This window comes from Isoptericola sp. NPDC056573, from assembly GCF_042793335.1.
Lineage (GTDB): Bacteria > Actinomycetota > Actinomycetes > Actinomycetales > Cellulomonadaceae > Isoptericola.
This window is the reverse complement of sequence record NZ_JBHTUY010000001.1, coordinates 198,333-213,816: the sequence shown is the minus strand read 5'-3', so window position 1 is coordinate 213,816 and position 15,484 is coordinate 198,333. Positions and strand designations below refer to the sequence as shown.

At 75.1% G+C, this 15,484-nt stretch carries 11 protein-coding genes and 1 tRNA gene; 4 read left to right on the top strand and 8 right to left on the bottom strand.

From position 1 onward, the window contains the following. Positions 1-45: 45 nt before the first annotated feature. Positions 46-4,764: a hypothetical protein gene (locus tag ACFQ8E_RS01000; protein ID WP_430548699.1), complete on the bottom strand. Its 4,719-nt coding sequence runs from the start codon at positions 4,762-4,764 to the stop codon at positions 46-48. 327 nt (positions 4,765-5,091) lie between these two features. On the opposite strand from ACFQ8E_RS01000, the gene ACFQ8E_RS00995 reads away from it, so the two are divergent. After that, positions 5,092-6,336 carry an MFS transporter gene (locus ACFQ8E_RS00995; RefSeq protein WP_430548698.1) on the top strand — a complete coding sequence of 415 codons (1,245 nt, stop codon included), beginning with the start codon at positions 5,092-5,094 and terminating at the stop codon, positions 6,334-6,336. Between the two features lie 76 nt (positions 6,337-6,412). Here ACFQ8E_RS00995 and ACFQ8E_RS00990 read toward each other — a convergent pair whose 3' ends face one another. The 6 genes from ACFQ8E_RS00990 to ACFQ8E_RS00965 form a co-directional block, all read right to left on the bottom strand. Next, positions 6,413-6,754 carry a winged helix-turn-helix domain-containing protein gene (locus ACFQ8E_RS00990; protein WP_430548697.1) on the bottom strand — a complete coding sequence of 114 codons (342 nt, stop codon included), beginning with the start codon at positions 6,752-6,754 and terminating at the stop codon, positions 6,413-6,415. Next, on the bottom strand, positions 6,751-6,939 hold the full coding sequence (locus ACFQ8E_RS00985; RefSeq protein WP_430548696.1) for a hypothetical protein: 189 nt from the start codon (positions 6,937-6,939) through the stop codon (positions 6,751-6,753). Before ACFQ8E_RS00985 ends, ACFQ8E_RS00990 begins: the two co-directional genes overlap by 4 nt. Then, positions 6,936-7,412: a hypothetical protein gene (locus tag ACFQ8E_RS00980; protein WP_430548695.1), complete on the bottom strand. Its 477-nt coding sequence runs from the start codon at positions 7,410-7,412 to the stop codon at positions 6,936-6,938. The genes ACFQ8E_RS00985 and ACFQ8E_RS00980 overlap by 4 nt, the downstream gene beginning before the upstream one ends. Before the next feature lie 62 nt (positions 7,413-7,474). Then, the gene (locus ACFQ8E_RS00975) at positions 7,475-7,999 is read right to left on the bottom strand and encodes a DUF664 domain-containing protein (protein ID WP_430548694.1); all 525 of its coding nucleotides are present in this window, start codon (positions 7,997-7,999) and stop codon (positions 7,475-7,477) included. Positions 8,000-8,085: 86 nt separating this feature from the next. Continuing rightward, positions 8,086-8,158 (bottom strand) — tRNA-Arg (locus tag ACFQ8E_RS00970). 105 nt (positions 8,159-8,263) lie between these two features. Next, complete coding sequence (locus ACFQ8E_RS00965) at positions 8,264-9,493, bottom strand: ROK family protein (protein WP_430548693.1); 1,230 nt, start codon at positions 9,491-9,493, stop codon at positions 8,264-8,266. Between the two features lie 67 nt (positions 9,494-9,560). Here ACFQ8E_RS00965 and xylA point away from each other — a divergent pair, with 67 nt between their 5' ends. From xylA to ACFQ8E_RS00950, 3 genes are all read left to right on the top strand, one after another. Continuing rightward, the gene (gene xylA, locus ACFQ8E_RS00960; RefSeq protein WP_430548692.1) at positions 9,561-10,727 is read left to right on the top strand and encodes a xylose isomerase; all 1,167 of its coding nucleotides are present in this window, start codon (positions 9,561-9,563) and stop codon (positions 10,725-10,727) included. Positions 10,728-10,847: 120 nt separating this feature from the next. Further along, entirely contained in the window at positions 10,848-12,344 is a 1,497-nt protein-coding gene (locus ACFQ8E_RS00955; protein ID WP_430548691.1) for an FGGY family carbohydrate kinase, read from the top strand. Positions 12,345-12,374: 30 nt separating this feature from the next. After that, on the top strand, positions 12,375-14,996 hold the full coding sequence (locus ACFQ8E_RS00950) for a LuxR C-terminal-related transcriptional regulator (protein WP_430548690.1): 2,622 nt from the start codon (positions 12,375-12,377) through the stop codon (positions 14,994-14,996). 95 nt (positions 14,997-15,091) lie between these two features. Here the strand turns inward: ACFQ8E_RS00950 and ACFQ8E_RS00945 are convergent. Further along, positions 15,092-15,484: LPXTG cell wall anchor domain-containing protein (locus ACFQ8E_RS00945; RefSeq protein WP_430548689.1), on the bottom strand; the 393-nt coding region annotated here is incomplete at its 5' end.

Sequence of the window (15,484 nt, the reverse complement as noted above, 5' to 3'; positions counted from 1 at the left end):
TCGGGCATCGCCCGTCGGCCGCCGTCGTCCGCCGGAGGCGGGCGGTCAGGCGTCGGGACGCGACCCGCGGTCCGTCCCGACGTCGGCATCCGTCTCGGTGTCGGCGTCGGTGTCGGCGTCGGTGTCTTTGTCGGTGTCGGTGTCTGAGTCGGCGTCGGTGTGCACGGCGTCGAGGCCCGCGGCGATGTCCTCCGGCCCGCCCTCGCCCGCGCTCGCGTCGCCCTCCGCCACGACACCCTCGGCCAGGTCACCTTCGGGCACGTCGCTCACTGCCACGTCACTCACGGCCTCGGCACCCTGACGCTCCGAGGGCTCGTGCTCCGAGGGCTCGTGCTCCGGGGCCTCGTCGCGCGACGCCTCGACGCCGTCGACCGACACACCCTCCGTGACGACGTCCTCCACCCAGACCTCCGTGTCGACGTCCTCCGCCGAGACCTCCGGGGCGACCTCGACGACGACGTCGGGCGGGACGCCGAGGTCGGCGGGCGGCTCGTCCTCGTCCGGCAGCACCGGGACGACGACCTCGCGCGGGGGCACGACGCCCCCGGCGGTGCCGATCCGTTCGTCGCGCACGCGCTGCACGAGGCGGCGCACGCGGTCGGCCTCGCCGTCGGGGTCGAGGAACGCGGCGGCGGACCAGACCTGGGTGACGACCCACCCCAGGCGCTCCAGCCGTTCCGCGAGCTGCCGATCGCGCACCCGCACGGACGGCTCCGCGACGTACGCGGCGTCGTCGGTGAGCACGGCGACGAGCAGCTCGCCCGGCAGGTCGGGGTGCCCCACGACCAGCGGGATGCGGTCGCCGTCCGGGGCGCCGTAGTCGGTCTCGACGAGGTAGCCGAGCTTCCACAGCCGCTCGCCGAGGTCGACGAGCAGCCGGTCGGGCGCGCGACCCACGTCGACGCCGTTGCCGAGCCGCACCTGGTCGGCGACGCCGGACCGGCGCTCGGCCAGCTCCAGCGCCTCGACGAGCAGCCGGGGGCCGGCACTGCGCAGGCGCTCAGGGTCCAGCGCGTCGGCGGTGAAGCAGGACACGACGTGCAGCCGCTTGCGGGTGGCGCCCAGCGCGCCGACCAGCATGGCCTCGCCCCCGGCCTCGCCGAGCACGCCGAAGCGGTGCAGCACACGGCCGTGCGGCGTGCGGCCGAAGCCGACCGACAGCAGCACGGTGTCGCGCGACAGCCCCGCCACCCCGGTGATGTCCGCGACGACGACGGGCTCGGGCCGCGAGCCCGAGAAGAACGCCGCCAGCGCGGGGTTCGACCGCACCTCGGCCAGGAGCGCCTCGCGCACCCGGTCCGCGTGCGCGGCCGTCACCGTGACGATCGCGAACGTCTCCTCCGGTCGGGTCAGGGCGTGCTCGATCGACACCTCGACCACGCGGTCGACCTCGGCCTGCGTGCTCTCGACGCTGCCGGAGACCGGGTCCGGCATGCCGGTGCCCTCCACGACGTCCAGGTGCACCAGCGACTCGGCGCGCGGCAGCGGCGCCGGCCGCAGCAGCCCCTCGTAGCCGTGCGCGGCGAGCAGACGGGTGAGCTCCGGGTCGCGGCTGTGCTCGTGCGGCTGCAGCGTCACCGTGGGCAGCAGCGCGGACAGCTCGTGCACGCTGGAGCCCGACGCCGACCGCGGGTCGCCCACGACCACGACCTGCCGCCCGCGCGCCAGCGCCGGCACCACGACCTCGGTGGGCACGTGCTGCACGGCGTCGAGGATCACGACGTCGGCGGTGCGGTGCTCCGGCAGCAGGTGCGGCACCAGGGTGGGGGTCGCGACCAGCGCGGGCCGGAGGCGGCGCAGGATGTCGCCGTGCCGCTCCGCGAGGTCGCGCAGCGTCGTCATCCGGCCCTCGATGAGCTCCGTGAAGAGGGCCTCGGCAGAGTCCCGGTCCTCCCGCATCGCCGACCCGAGGTGCGCCCGGGCGGCGACCCGCACCGGCTGGGACAGCGCGGCGAGGTGCTCACGGTCGAGGTCGCGGAAGCGGCGGGCGAGCGCGTCGAGCCCGACGCCGTCCTGACCGGCGAGCACCGGGTCGGCGGCGAGCAGCTGCTCGAAGACGGACGACCACCAGGCGAGCTCGAGCTCCGCGGCGACGAGGTCGCCCGGCACGCGCCGGTCGGTGAGGTCGTCCACGAGGTCGCCCACGCCCGCGGACCGCGCCGCGCGCAGCAGGCTGGTCCGCTCGGGCAGCACGGTCAGCGCGTCCGAGTCGCCCGCGAGCCGCTGCAGCCGCTCGGCGAGGCCGTCGAGGTCGAGGTCCAGCAGGTGGCCGCCCAGGGTGGTCGACGCCAGCACCGGCTCGAGCGCCTCGAGGTCGATGCGCACGGCCTCGTAGGTGTCCTCGATGGAGGCCAGCCCCTCGGGGAGCGTCGGCCAGCCGCCGCGCTGCGCGTGCTCGGCCCAGACGTCGCGCTGCTCCTGCACCTGCACCAGCGCCTCGTGCAGGTTCGGCACCCGGACGCCGGGCCGCACCATGTCCTTGGCGCGCTTGCGCAGCCGGCGGCGCGCGAACCAGCCCATCTCGATGCCGTGCTCCGCGCGCCAGCGCCGCGACGCGGTCGCCTGCACGAGGTCGGCCGCCGTCCGCTCGAAGACCATCGGGTGGAACAGGTCGAGCGTGCTGCGCATGCCGCCGAGCATCGCGAGCTGCTCGCCCCAGCCGCGCACCGTCGTCGGCGTCGTCAGGCCGGTGACCTCGCCCGTGTACGCGAGCTGGCGGCGCAGCTGGGGCAGGGTGACGTCGCGCAGCCGCTCGACGCGCACCAGCGTCTGCCGCGCGTCGTCGTCGGAGAGCAGCTGGGCCCCGTACCAGGGGGTCGACGACGGTCGCAGGGTGAACGCGCCCAACGCCGCGGCCCGCTCCAGGCCGGCGGCGATCTCGCGGCGGCGCTCCGGCAGCAGCGCGAGCACCGACTCCGAGGCGAGCCGCACGGTGGTGGACGGCGCAGGCCGCTCGGCGGTGAGGCGCGCGAGCGCCTGCAGCGCGTCGTACGCGGACACCTGCCAGGGGGAGCGCGGCTGGTGCAGCGCCTCGATGTAGCCGGTGAGCTGGGAGCGGGTGCCGATCAGCGCGTCGCGGACGCGCGCGGCGCCGTCCACGTCGACCTGCTCCGGCTCGCTCGCCATCGCGGACAGCAGCCGGCGGGTCACGTCCTCGCGCCAGGTCGGGTGCGGCGGCACGTCGAGCAAGAGGCTCTCCAGGCCGAGGGACTCGAGCCGCAGCGCGAGCCGGTCCGCGGCCCGGCGGTGGCCCGTCACGTAGAGCACGGAGCGGCCCGCGGCGGTCGCCTCGCCGACGACGGCGGCGAGCGTGCCCGCGACGTCGGAGCCGACGGGCGCGTCGACGAACAGGTGGCCACCCGTGGCCAGGGCGTCCAGGACGGAGCGCTGCTGCGGGTCGAGGTCGCCCACACCGCGTTCGCGCGTCGGGTCCGCGTCGCCCCGGCGCACGGCGGGGAGCTCCAGCGCGGACAGCCGCTGCGCCGCGTCGTCCACGCCGGCGAGCGCCGCGACCACCTCGTGCCGGTGCAGCGACGGCGCGAGCTGGTCGAGGTCGTCCACCAGCGCCTGCCCCGGGTGCACGAAGGTGCCGACGAGCACGCGCCGGTCGAGCTCGAAGTCGTCCAGCACGGCCTCGCCCAGCGCCGCCACGCGCGCCAGCACGTCCGTCGGGTCGAAGCCGGCGAGCGTGAAGGTCGCCTTGGCCAGCGCCGCCGGGTCGAGCAGCGCCCCGTGCGCGCGCAGCGTGCGCGCCACGACGGGGTTGATCTCGACCGTCGGCTCCAGCGTGAGGTCGTAGTCGGCGCCGCCGTCCCCGCGCGGGGTGAGCGTCACCGGCCGCAGCACCACGGGCGCGTGCACCACACGGCCGGCGGGCGCCGCGGCGTCGGGGTCCGAGGGCGTCGCGCGCGGCGCGGCGGCCGGCTCGCGGGCGGCCATCGACACGACGGGGATCGACGTCGTCAGCGCGGGCCCTTCGGCGTCCTGGTCCTCCGGTGCCGCGGGGCCCTCGGCGGTCGCGGGACCGCCGTCCTGGTCGGTCGACGACGCCGCGCCCGGTGCCGCACCGTGGGCGTCCGCGTCGCCGTTCCCGCGATCGGCGTCGTCGGCGGGGTCGCCGTCCGCGCCGGGGGCCGCCGTCGTGCCCGACGACGCCACCCGCGCGAGCGCCGCGACGTCGTGCCGCTGCGGTCCGCCGCCGCCGAACGGGACCTCGGGCCCGTCGTCGTGCTCGGTCCAGGTGGCGACGCCGATCGCGAGGTAGGTGGGCGCGACGCCGTACCGCGACGCGTGCTCGGCCGCACGAGCCGCCACCGCCCGCGCCCGACGCCGCGCGGCGGGCAGCGCCTCGCCCTCGCGCACCAGGTTCGACAGCCGGGTCGGGCGCCCCGCGAAGAGCCCGGCGACCCCGTTCGGGTGCGCCTTCGAGAGGTCGACGATCGCCTCCCCGAGCAGGCCCACGTCGGACAGCGACGAGCCGCCCACCATCTCCACCAGGGACGCGCGCCAGCGGCGCGTGGCGGCCTCGACTGACGCCGCCGCCTCGGACGACGCGCTCGCACGGCGGCCGTCGGTGCCGGGCGTCCCGGGTGGTCGCGGGGCCTGACGGTCGTCGCCTCCGCGCGCGGAGGCGTCGTCGGGGGTGTCGGCTCCCGTCGCCGGGCCGCCGTCCGCGCCCGTCCGCAGGGACGGGTCCGGCGCGGCGGGTGCCCCGGCAGAGGGGTCGACCGCGGTCGTGGCGGTGGATCGTCGGGCGGCTCTCACGCCAGCACGGTAGAACGGGCGGCCCCCGCGCCGGTGTCGGCGCGCCGAGGACCGCCGGAGCACGCGCTTCCGAGCGACCCGCAAGGGGGCGTGGAGGACGGGAGCGTGTTGACGCCCCCTCGGCGGGGGGTCCGAAGGGGCGTCGGGCCGGGCTCGGCCCGGCAAGGGACAGCGCGCACCGCGCAGGGGGCGGGCGATGCGCGCCGTCACCCGAGAGTGTGCCGCGCCGTCGTGACCTCGTCAATAAGGCACGGGGGCGAACCTTGCAAGCGGTCTGAGGAATATCAGAGGGGGTACACCTGCCCCGGGCACCTAGGCTGGACGCCCGTGAGACGAGTGGTCGAGGCGGTGGCTCCCGCCCGCATGGGCATCGGGTTCCGGTGGCTGATGTCTGCGTCCTGGGTGAGCAACATCGGCGACGGCGTCGCCCTCGCCGCGGGCCCTCTCCTGGTCGCGTCGCAGACGAGCTCCGCCATGCTCGTCGCCCTCGCCGCGATGCTGCAGCGCCTGCCCTGGCTGGTGTTCGGCCTGTGGGCCGGCGTGCTCGCCGACCGCCTGGACCGGCGCCGCCTCGTCATCGTCGCCAACCTGCTGCGCGCCGTCGTCGTCGCCGCGCTCTGCGTGGTGATCGTGACCGGGCACGTGAACATCGGCGTGGTCCTGGCGGCGATGCTGCTCATGGGCGTGGCCGAGGTGTTCGCCGACACCACCTCGCAGACCCTGCTGCCCATGCTCGTGCGCCCCGCCGACCTGGGCATCGGCAACGCGCGGCTGCAGGCCGGGTTCCTCACCGCGAACCAGCTCGTCGGGCCCCCGCTGGGAGCGGCGCTCTTCGCCGCCGGGGCCGCGTGGCCGTTCGCCGCGCAGGTGCTGACCGTGCTCCTCGCGGTGCTGCTGGTGAGCAAGGTCGTGCTCACACCCGTGCCGCCCGCGCCCGACGCGAGGCTGGACGACGGCCGCCGCCGCGTGCGGCACGACATCTCCGAGGGCCTGCGGTGGATCTGGACCAACCCGCCCGTGCGCACCCTCGCGCTGGTGATCCTCGTCTTCAACGCCACGTGGGCCGCACCGTGGGGCATCCTCGTGAAGTACTCGCTCGACTACCTGCACATGGGACCCGTCGGGTACGGCCTGCTCACCACGGCCGCCGCCGTCGGCGGGCTGATCGGCACGTTCTCGTACGGCTCGCTCGAGCGGCGATGGTCGCTCTCCGCCCTGATGAAGGTGTGCCTGACGCTCGAGGTGCTGTTCCACCTCGCCCTCGCCCTCGCGACGACCGGCTGGGCCGCGATGACGATCCTGTTCGTCTTCGGCGCCTACTCGTTCGTGTGGGGCACCGTGTCCAACACCGTGCGGCAGCGCGCCACGCCCACCCGCTTCCAGGGCCGGGTCGGGTCGGTCTACATGATGTGCGTGTTCGGCGGCATCGTCGTGGGCAACGCCGTCGGCGGCGTGCTCGCCGAGCACTGGGGCCTCACCGCGCCCATGTGGTTCGGCTTCGTCGGCGCCGGGCTCACCCTGGTGCTCGTGTGGCGCCAGCTCGCGCACATCGCGCACGCCCAGGCCGACTGACCACGAGGTGGTCCGAGACTCCACGAGGTAGTGGAAAGTTCCGCGAGGTAGTTCCAGAGCCCGCGAGGTAGCTCGGCTACTCCTCGGTGGCGCTGTCGTCGAGCCCGGTCGCGGCGATGTCGCGCAACGCGTCCAGGTGGCTCCGGAACGCCCGGCGCCCGGCGGGGGTCAGGCGCAGCCAGGTGCGCGGCCTGCGGCCCACGGCGCCCTTGCGGACCGCGACGTAGCCGGCCTGCTCGAGCGCGGACACCTGTTTCGACAGGACGGAGTCGCTGACGCCGACGGCGTCGCGGACGACGCCGAAGACGGCCTCGTCGACGCTCGCTAGCGCCGCGACGATGCTGAACCGCACCGGCGCGTGGATCACGTCGTCGAGGCGGTGGCGAGGGTGCTCCTGGGCGCCGTCGTCGGCGCTCATCGGCCCGGTTCCTTCCGGATCCACGCCCCGGCGACGACGGCGATGCGGCGCGCGCCGCGCGGCACCGTCCACGCCGCCCGCTCAGGGTGCCGGGCGAACGCCACGATCGCGACGAGGTACGCCAGCTGGACGGCGACCGCCCGATCCAGTAGCCGACGCGCCTCGCGCGGGGTCGGGTCGCTCACCGGGTACCCCGTCCCGGGACCCAGGAGTCCCACCAGATGCGATGGGCCGCGGCCAGGCACGGCAGCGCGACGAGGAACGCACAGAGACCCACCACGACCGGCCGAATCGGGTCGAGCCCGGCATGGTGCACGACGAGATCGGTCGGGACATACATCAGCAGGGGCAGCGGCGCGGGCCACATCCGCGTCATCCAGCCGATGTGCGGGGTGGCGCGGGACCGGAGGTCGGCCACACGCCACAGCAGCACCACGAACCCGACGAACACCGCCAGCGGGACGAGGTACTGCACCGGCTCCGTCGTCCGGCCGGGAAGCAACCAGCGGGCGAGGGAGAACCCGCCCCAGAGCGCGCCGACCGCGACGGCCACCCACGTCCACACCACACGATCCACCCGCCCGACGAGGGTCGTTCGTTCGGCCTGCTCGAGCAGGGCGGCGGCCTCGGCGGGGCGTGGCGCGAGGTCGTCCGTCATGCTCGCGAAAGTATCAACCACTTTCCAATGCGGCAAGTAGGTGCGCATGGGAAAGCACCGTGCTACTCGCCTGTCGCGCCGTCGGCCAGCTCCCGGACGACGTCGAGGTGCCCTGCGTGCCGGGCGTACTCCTGCAGCACGTGGAAGCAGATCCACAGCAGCGTCGGCACCTCGCCGTCCGCCGTGAACCGCCCACCGACGGCGGCCCGCGCAGCGAGGTCATGGCTCGCCAGGATGTCGCGAGTCCGCACGCCGCCCGCGCGCAGGTCGGCGACCAGCTCGTCGCGGCTCACGTCGTGGGGCACGTGCCAGGGGCTCTCCGGGACGTCGTCGACGTTGTCGCCCCACGGGTGCGCGACCTGCTCGCCCAGGAAGCCCCAGACGAACCAGCGCCGCTCCATGTGCACCAGGTGCGTCAGCAGCTCCAGCGGCGTCCACCCCGACGGCAGCAGGCTCGTGCGCTGCTGGTCGTCCGTCAGGCCCTCGAACTTCCGCGCCACGGCGGCACGGTAGTAGTCGAGGTAGGCGGCGAACTGCTCTGCGGGATCGGCGGTGTCCAGGCGAGGTTCGACGTCGGGGGAAGTCACGACGTCAGCGTAAGCCCGCTTCCCCGCACGAGCCGCGCAAATGCACGTACTCCTGACCTGCGCATATTGCGAACGCCTTACCAAAGTGCGCCTGAGAGGATTCGAACCTCCGACCTACCCTTTAGGAGAGGGTTGCTCTATCCACTGAGCTACAAGCGCCGGCACCTTCGACGAAGAAGGCGACCCACAGCCTAGCGCCCGCTTCGCGCGGCGCCGACGACCGCCTGCCGCTAAGGCGACCTCGACCAGAAGGGCCACCCGCCTTCAGACCCAGCTCGCCGGGTCCGCGACCACCGACCGCAGCACCTCGCGCGCTCCGCCGGCGAGGGCGGCGTGCGGACCGGCGGCGGCGGGACGCACGTCGACGGGCGCGAAGGGCGCGGCGAGGGCGCGCTCCTCGACGACCCCTTCGACGACGTGCCCGACCCAGCCGTACAGCTCGGCGTACGCGCCGCCGAGCACGATGGTGGAGACGTCGACGAGGTTGACGAACGTCGCGAGCGCGGCGCCGAGCGCCCGGCCGCCGCGGCGCACGGTGGCGAGGGCGGCGTCGTCGCCGGCGCGCAGCAGGTCGACGATCGCGTGCACGGGCGCCGACGACGGCAGGCCGGCGCCGCGCAGCAGCACCTCCTTGCCGGCGTACTGCTCGAGGCAGCCCGTGGCGCCGCAGGAGCAGCGCGGGCCGGCGGGGTCGACGACGACGTGCCCGATCTCGCCGTTCCAGCCCCGCTCCCCCAGGAACAGGTGCCGGTCGACGACGATCCCCGCGCCGACGCCGACGTCGCCGGAGACGTAGAGGAAGGACGAGGGCACGTCGCCGGCCAGCTCGGCGAGGGCGGCGAGCTTGGCCTCGTTCGCCACCTCGACGTCGAGCGCGCTCCCGTCGCCGGTCCGCAGGTCGAGCTCCGGCACGGGTTCGACCGACGACCAGCCCAGGTTGGGCGCCACCTCCAGCCGCGCGCCGCGCACGTCGACGAGCCCGGGCAGCGCGAGCCGCGCCCCGGCGACGCGCATGCCGCCGGCCTCGACCTCGGCGATCACCTCGGTGGCGATCGTCCGGAGCCGGCCGAGCACCTCGCGGGGGTCGGAGTCGTGCAGCGACCCGGTGACGACCCGCTCGGCGACGACGTCGCCCACCAGGTCGAGGGCGCGCGCGCCGAGGTAGTCGACGTTCACCTCGAGGCCGAGCCCGACGACGGACCGCCCGGCAGGCACGAGCGGCACGGCGGGGCGGCCGGCGCGCTGGGCGGCGACGGGCGGCAGCTCGGCCACGAGCCTGCCGGCGACGAGACGGTCGACGAGGGTCGAGACGGTAGCCCGGGTGAGGCCGGTGGCGGCGGCGACGTCGGCGCGCGACGGTGGTGCGGTGGCCTCGAACACGGCCGCGGCGACGAGGCGCAGGTTCCGCTCGCGGAGCGTGTGCTGGCGCGACGCGGCCCCGCCGTCGGGCACGCGGGGCGCCGCTGCGGGCGTCGTCGTCGAGGTGGCTGGCACGTGTTGACTCTAGCCCAACGACGCGCAATAGTTCAGCCGTACAACAAAACTCGACGAGGAGAGATCCGTGAGCGACATCAAGTACTCGTTCGGCCTGTGGACCGTCGGCTGGCCGGCGGCCGACCCGTTCGGCACCGCGACCCGCCCCGACCTGGACCCGGCGGAGTCCATCCGCAAGCTGGCCGACCTCGGCGCCTGGGGCTTCACGTTCCACGACAACGACGTCTTCCCGTTCGGCGCCGAGGGTGCCGACCGCCAGAAGCACATCGACTCGGTGAAGAAGGCCTCCGAGGAGACCGGCCTCGTCTGCGAGATGGTCACCACCAACACCTTCACGCACCCGATCTTCAAGGACGGCGCGTTCACCTCGAACAACCGCGAGGTGCGCCGCTACGGCCTGCGCAAGGTGCTGCGCAACGCGGACCTGGCCGCCGAGATGGGCGCCTCCACCTTCGTCATGTGGGGCGGCCGCGAGGGCACGGAGTACGACAACTCCAAGGACCTGCACGCCGCGCACGCCCGCTACGCCGAGGGCATCGACACCGTCGCCGCCTACATCAAGGAGAAGGGCTACGACCTGCGCATCGCGCTGGAGCCCAAGCCGAACGAGCCCCGCGGCGACATCTTCCTGCCGAGCATCGGCCACGCCATCGCCCTCATCGACACGCTCGACAACGGCGACATCGTGGGCCTCAACCCGGAGACGGGCCACGAGCAGATGGCCGGCCTCAACTACACGCACGGCCTCGCGCTGGCGCTGTACGCGGGCAAGCTCTTCCACATCGACCTCAACGGCCAGCACGGCCCGAAGTACGACCAGGACCTGGTCTTCGGTCACGGCGACCTGCTGAGCGCCTTCTTCACGGTCGACATGCTCGAGAACGGCTTCCCCAACGGCGGCCCGCGCTACGAGGGCCCGCGCCACTTCGACTACAAGCCCAGCCGCACCGAGTACCTCGACGGCGTGTGGGAGTCGGCCAAGGCGAACATGGAGACGTACGACATGCTCGCCGCCAAGGCGAAGGCGTACCGCGCCGACGCCGAGGTGCAGCAGGCGTTCGAGCACGCCGGCATCTTCGAGCTGGGCGAGCCCACCCTGGCCGAGGGCGAGTCGTTCGACGCCTTCCTCGCGGACCGCTCCGCCTACGAGGACGTCGACATCGACGCGGTCGCCGAGCGCGACTACGGTCTGGTGCGTCTGCACCAGCTCGCGCTGCGCCACCTCATCGGCTGACAACCCGTCGGTCGACCCTGCTGGTCGAGCCTGTCGAGACACGGTCTCGACAGGCTCGACCAGCGAGGACGCCGGGCCGGTGTCCTCGTCCCACCCAGAGAGACCTCGAAGGAAGCAACGATGCCCCTCGTCGCCGGCGTGGACACGTCCACGCAGTCCTGCAAGATCGTCGTCCGCGACGCCGAGACCGGGCGGCTCGTGCGCTCCGGCACGGCCAAGCACCCCGACGGCACGTCGATCGACCCGCAGCACTGGTGGGACGCGTTCCGCGCCGCGGCGCAGGAGGCCGGCGGCCTCGACGACGTCGCCGCGATCGCCGTCGGCGGCCAGCAGCACGGCCTCGTCGCGCTCGACGCCGAGGGGCGCGTGGTCCGCGACGCCATCCTGTGGAACGACACCCGCTCCGCCGCGGCGGCCGAGGACCTGATCGCCGAGCTCGGCGACGGCGACCGCGAGGCCGGCGCCCAGGCCTGGGCCGACGCCGTCGGCTCCGTGCTCGTCGCGTCCCTCACCGTCACCAAGGTGCGCTGGCTGCGGGACGCCGAGGCCGACAACGCCGCACGCGTGGCGGCCGTCGCGCTCCCTCACGACTGGCTGAGCTGGCGCATCGCCGGCTACGGGCCCGAGGGCGAGTCGCCGCTCGGCCCGCAGCTCGACGCCCTGTTCACCGACCGCTCCGACGCCTCCGGCACCGGCTACTACGACGCCGAGGCGGACGGCGGCGCAGGCGCCTACCGGCCCGACCTGCTCAAGCTCGCCCTGGGGCGCGACGACGTCACGCTCCCCCGCGTGCTCGGCCCGGCCGAGTCGGGCGGCGTCGCGCACGCGTCCGTCGCCGGCGCCGACGTCGACGGCGGGGCCCTGATCGGCCCCGGCGCCGGCGACAACGCGGCCGCCGCGCTCGCACTGGGCATGACGCCCGGCGACATCGCGATCTCGATCGGCACCTCGGGCGTCGTGTCCGCGGTCGCGCCGACGCGCACGGCCGACGGTTCCGGCGCCATCAACGGCTTCGCCGACGCCACCGGCAACGCGCTCATGCTCGCGGTGACGCTCAACGCGGCTCGCGTGCTCGACGCCGCCCGGGCCGTGCTCGGCGTCGACGTGCACGAGCTCGCCGACCTCGCGCTGGCCGCACCCGCGGGCGCCGACGGCCTCGTCCTCGTGCCCTACCTCGAGGGCGAGCGCACCCCCAACCGCCCCGACGCTACCGGCACGCTGCACGGCGTCCGCCTCGCGACGTCCACCCGCGAGCACCTCGCCCGCGCGTACGTCGAGGGCATGCTCTGCGGCCTGGCCGACGGGCTCGACGCGCTGCGCGCCCAGGGCGTGCCGATCGAGCGCGTCATGCTCATCGGCGGCGCCGCGCAGTCCCCCGCGGTGCAGCAGGTGGCCACACAGGTCTTCGGCCTCTCGATCGGCGTGCCCGAGCCGGGCGAGTACGTGGCCGACGGCGCCGCACGCCAGGCCGCGTGGGCGCTCTCGGCGGCCGCCGACCCGGCCGCCGCGGCGCCCTCCTGGTCGACGACGGTCGCCACCACCCTCGACGCCGACCCGCGGCCCGTGGTGCGCGAGCAGTACGCCGCCGTCCGTGACATCGTCGGAGCAGGCGACTGACCCTCTGACCGGCCCGGGAGGTGGTGGGTGATGTCCCGTCCCACCCTCTTCCCCGCCGACCTGACCGACGAGATCGTCGCCTACCTCACGGCGGGGACGAGCGTCGACCTCCTCGGGCAGAAGGGCTCCGGGCGCAGCACGCTCCTGGACCAGATCACGTCCGCGCTCGTCGAGGAGGGCTGGGACGTCGTCCGCGTGCAGGGCATCGCGACGCTCGCCGACCGGCCCCTCGAGGCCCTCGCGGTCGCCGACCTCGCCCGCCGGGCCGAGCAGCGGGGCCCCTCCGCCGTGACGCTGGCCGTGCGCCGCCTGGAGGAAGCCCTCTCCGACGGCCGCACCGTCCTCGTGGTCGACGACGTGGACGACCTGGACGAGGCGTCGGCCGGAGCCGTCACGGCCGCGCACGCGCGCCGACCCTTCCCCGTGCTCACGTCGACGCGGCCGCGGCCCGAGCGCGTCCTCGACCCCTTCGCCCTGCCGTCGGAGGTCCGGCCGGGCGTGCAGCTCACGGTGCCACCGGTCGACTACGTGACCTTGCACGAGCTCGTCACCCGGACCCTGGGCGGCCCCGTCGAGCCGGACGTGGCGGGTCGCGTGAACGCGCTGTCGGGCGGGCTGCCCGGCCTGGCCGTCGCGATCACCGAGGCCGCGGTCCGCAGCGGCCGCCTACGGCTCGTGGACGCGCGCTGGACCGCCGGGCCCGAGCTGTGGAGCCCCGGCCTGGACCGCGTCGTGCAGCCGCTGGTCGCCGACCTCGACCGCCAGGGCACCGAGGCGCTGCAGATGCTCGCCCTCGCCGGCACGGTCGAGCACACCACGGCCGTGGAGCTCGTGGGCTGGGAGGCCCTCGAGGACCTCGACGCGTGCCGCCTGCTGCAGTTCACGCCGCACGGGGACGCCACGGTGGTCGGGGTCTACCCGGCCCTCGTCGAGGAACGCTACCGGCACCTGCCCCTCGGGGTCCGCCGTCTCCGGTTCGCGGACCGGATGGCGGAGCTGCTCGGACCCGCGGAAGACGACGCAGCGGACCGGCCGGCGGCGGCACGTACCGTCTGGGCGCCCTGGTTCCGGTCGGCGGCCCGCACCCCCGCCGCGGACTCCGCACCGGGCCGCGCCACGCCGGACGGGCTCCTCCCGGACACCGTGCTCAACCGGCTCATGCGCGACGAGTGGCAGCACCAGCACCTCCTGCGCCGGCACGAGTGGGAGCGGGACCGGTCGCCGCGCACCGCCGTGCCGTACCTACGGACCCTGCTGGTGGGCAACGCGGACCTCGCGCTCATGCAGGCGGTCGTCGACGGCACGCCGCTCACCGGCACCACGGCCGAGAGGGCGCACTTCCACCGTTGGCACGCCCAGGTGCTCGCCAACGCCGCGAACGATCTCGACGGCGCCCACGCCCTCCTGGACGACACCGTCGGACGGGTGGGGCCCTGGGACGAGCCGCTCGAGGCCCTCGCCGACCACCTGACGCTGCTCTTCGACCGGGTTCCCGCGCCGCGGTCGTGGCAGCCGACGGAGGACGCCGCGCAGACCTGGCAGTACTTCGCGGCCCTCGAGGCGGAGCGGCTCGTCGCCGCCGGCGACCCCGCCGCCGCCCTCGCGCTGCTCGCCCGGGAGGGTGACTGGAGCGACCCCGACATGATCGTCACCCGCCAGGTGCTCGTCGGGATGGCGCGGCTGCTCGACGGCGACACCCGGGGCGCCCTGGCCTGGAGCATGGAGCACCTGGACCGTGCCCGGACCCGCCTCGACGCCGACGCCGTCCCCGGTCACGCCTACGTCGCCGTGAGCGCCCTGCTGCTCCTCGGACGCGTGCAGGAGCTGCGGTCGCTCCTCGCATCCGTGCTGGCGATCGGGCTGACGTCGTCCCTCCAGCGCCACTACACGTCGTCGCTGCTGGAGACCGCCGGCTCGATCGCCCGCCGCGACGGCCTCGCCTCGACCGCGGAGACCCTCACCGTCCAGGCGCGCACCACCGCGGCGGGCCCTTCGGCGTTCACGCTGCCCACGTCGACCTGGATCACCCCGCGCCGGGAGGTGGACGCCTCCGAGACCGACGCCGACCACGCCGACCGCATGTGGGAGACGGTGCGCGACTACCTGGACCGCGGCTTCATCATCTCCGGCGCGATCCTCGCCGCGGCCACGATCGACCTGGCGCCGTCCGCCGAGCGGGTCGAGGCGCTGCGCGCCGCCGTCGGGCCCACCCCGGCCTCGCTCGTCCAGACGGTCGTGCGCGTGGGCGAGGCGACGGTCGACGACGACGTCATGGCCGGCGCCCGGCTCGGCCGCGCTCTCGTCGAGGAGGGGCAGATCTCGCTCGGGGTCCGGGCGTCCGCCGCGTCGGTCCGGCGCCTCCGGGCAGCGGGGCGGTCGGCCGACGCCGCGGCCCTCATGCAGGAGATCCGGACCGGCCTCGACCGGGCCGGTGTCGAGTCCGACACCCTGCTCGGCACCGCGCTGCCGACGAGCACGCTCACGCGCCGCGAGCGCCAGGTGGGCACCCTCGTCGCGCGCGGGCTCTCCAACGGCGAGATCGCCCGGAGCCTCGGCGTGTCCGGCAAGACGGTGGAGAACCACATCAACCGGCTGCTCCACAAGCTCGGCGTTCCCGACCGCACCGGGGTCGCCGCCGCCCTGCACACCTAGCCACGTCCTGCTCGGCACAGGTGCACGGTGGCCGCGGGGGGACGCCCCCCGCGGCCTCGGCCGGCCTGCGACCGCCGCCGGCGGTCGCCGTGCCCTCAGCCCTCGCCGCGGCGCATCCGGCGTGCCCCGGCCAGCGCCAGGCCACCCAGGGCGACCAACCCGGCGGCCATGCCCGCCGTGGCCGCGCCGTCGGCACCCGTCTGCGGGAGCTTCCCCTGCACGGCGCTCTCGTGCGCTGCCGTGCCCACCCCGCTGACCGTGCCGGGTCCGCCGACCTCGCCCCCCGGCGCCGCGACGACCGTCGCCGCCGGGTCCGTCGTGGCGTCGACGACCACCGTCGTCCACGACATGTAGGTGGTCTGCTCGCGCGTCAGGTCCGTCGGGTCCACCGGGTCCACCGGGTCCACCGGGTCCACCGGGTCCACCGGGTCCACCGGGTCCACCGGGTCCACCGGGTCCACCGGGTCCACCGGGTCCACCGGGTCCGT

Excerpts from the sequence above, each read along its gene's own strand:
- ACFQ8E_RS00990 (WP_430548697.1), bottom strand. The coding sequence starts at position 6,754 with ATGAGCGCCGACGACGGCGCCCAGGAGCACCCTCGCCACCGCCTCGAC.
- ACFQ8E_RS00980 (WP_430548695.1), bottom strand. The coding sequence starts at position 7,412 with ATGACGGACGACCTCGCGCCACGCCCCGCCGAGGCCGCCGCCCTGCTC.
- ACFQ8E_RS00955 (WP_430548691.1), top strand. The coding sequence starts at position 10,848 with ATGCCCCTCGTCGCCGGCGTGGACACGTCCACGCAGTCCTGCAAGATC.
- ACFQ8E_RS00950 (WP_430548690.1), top strand. The coding sequence starts at position 12,375 with ATGTCCCGTCCCACCCTCTTCCCCGCCGACCTGACCGACGAGATCGTC.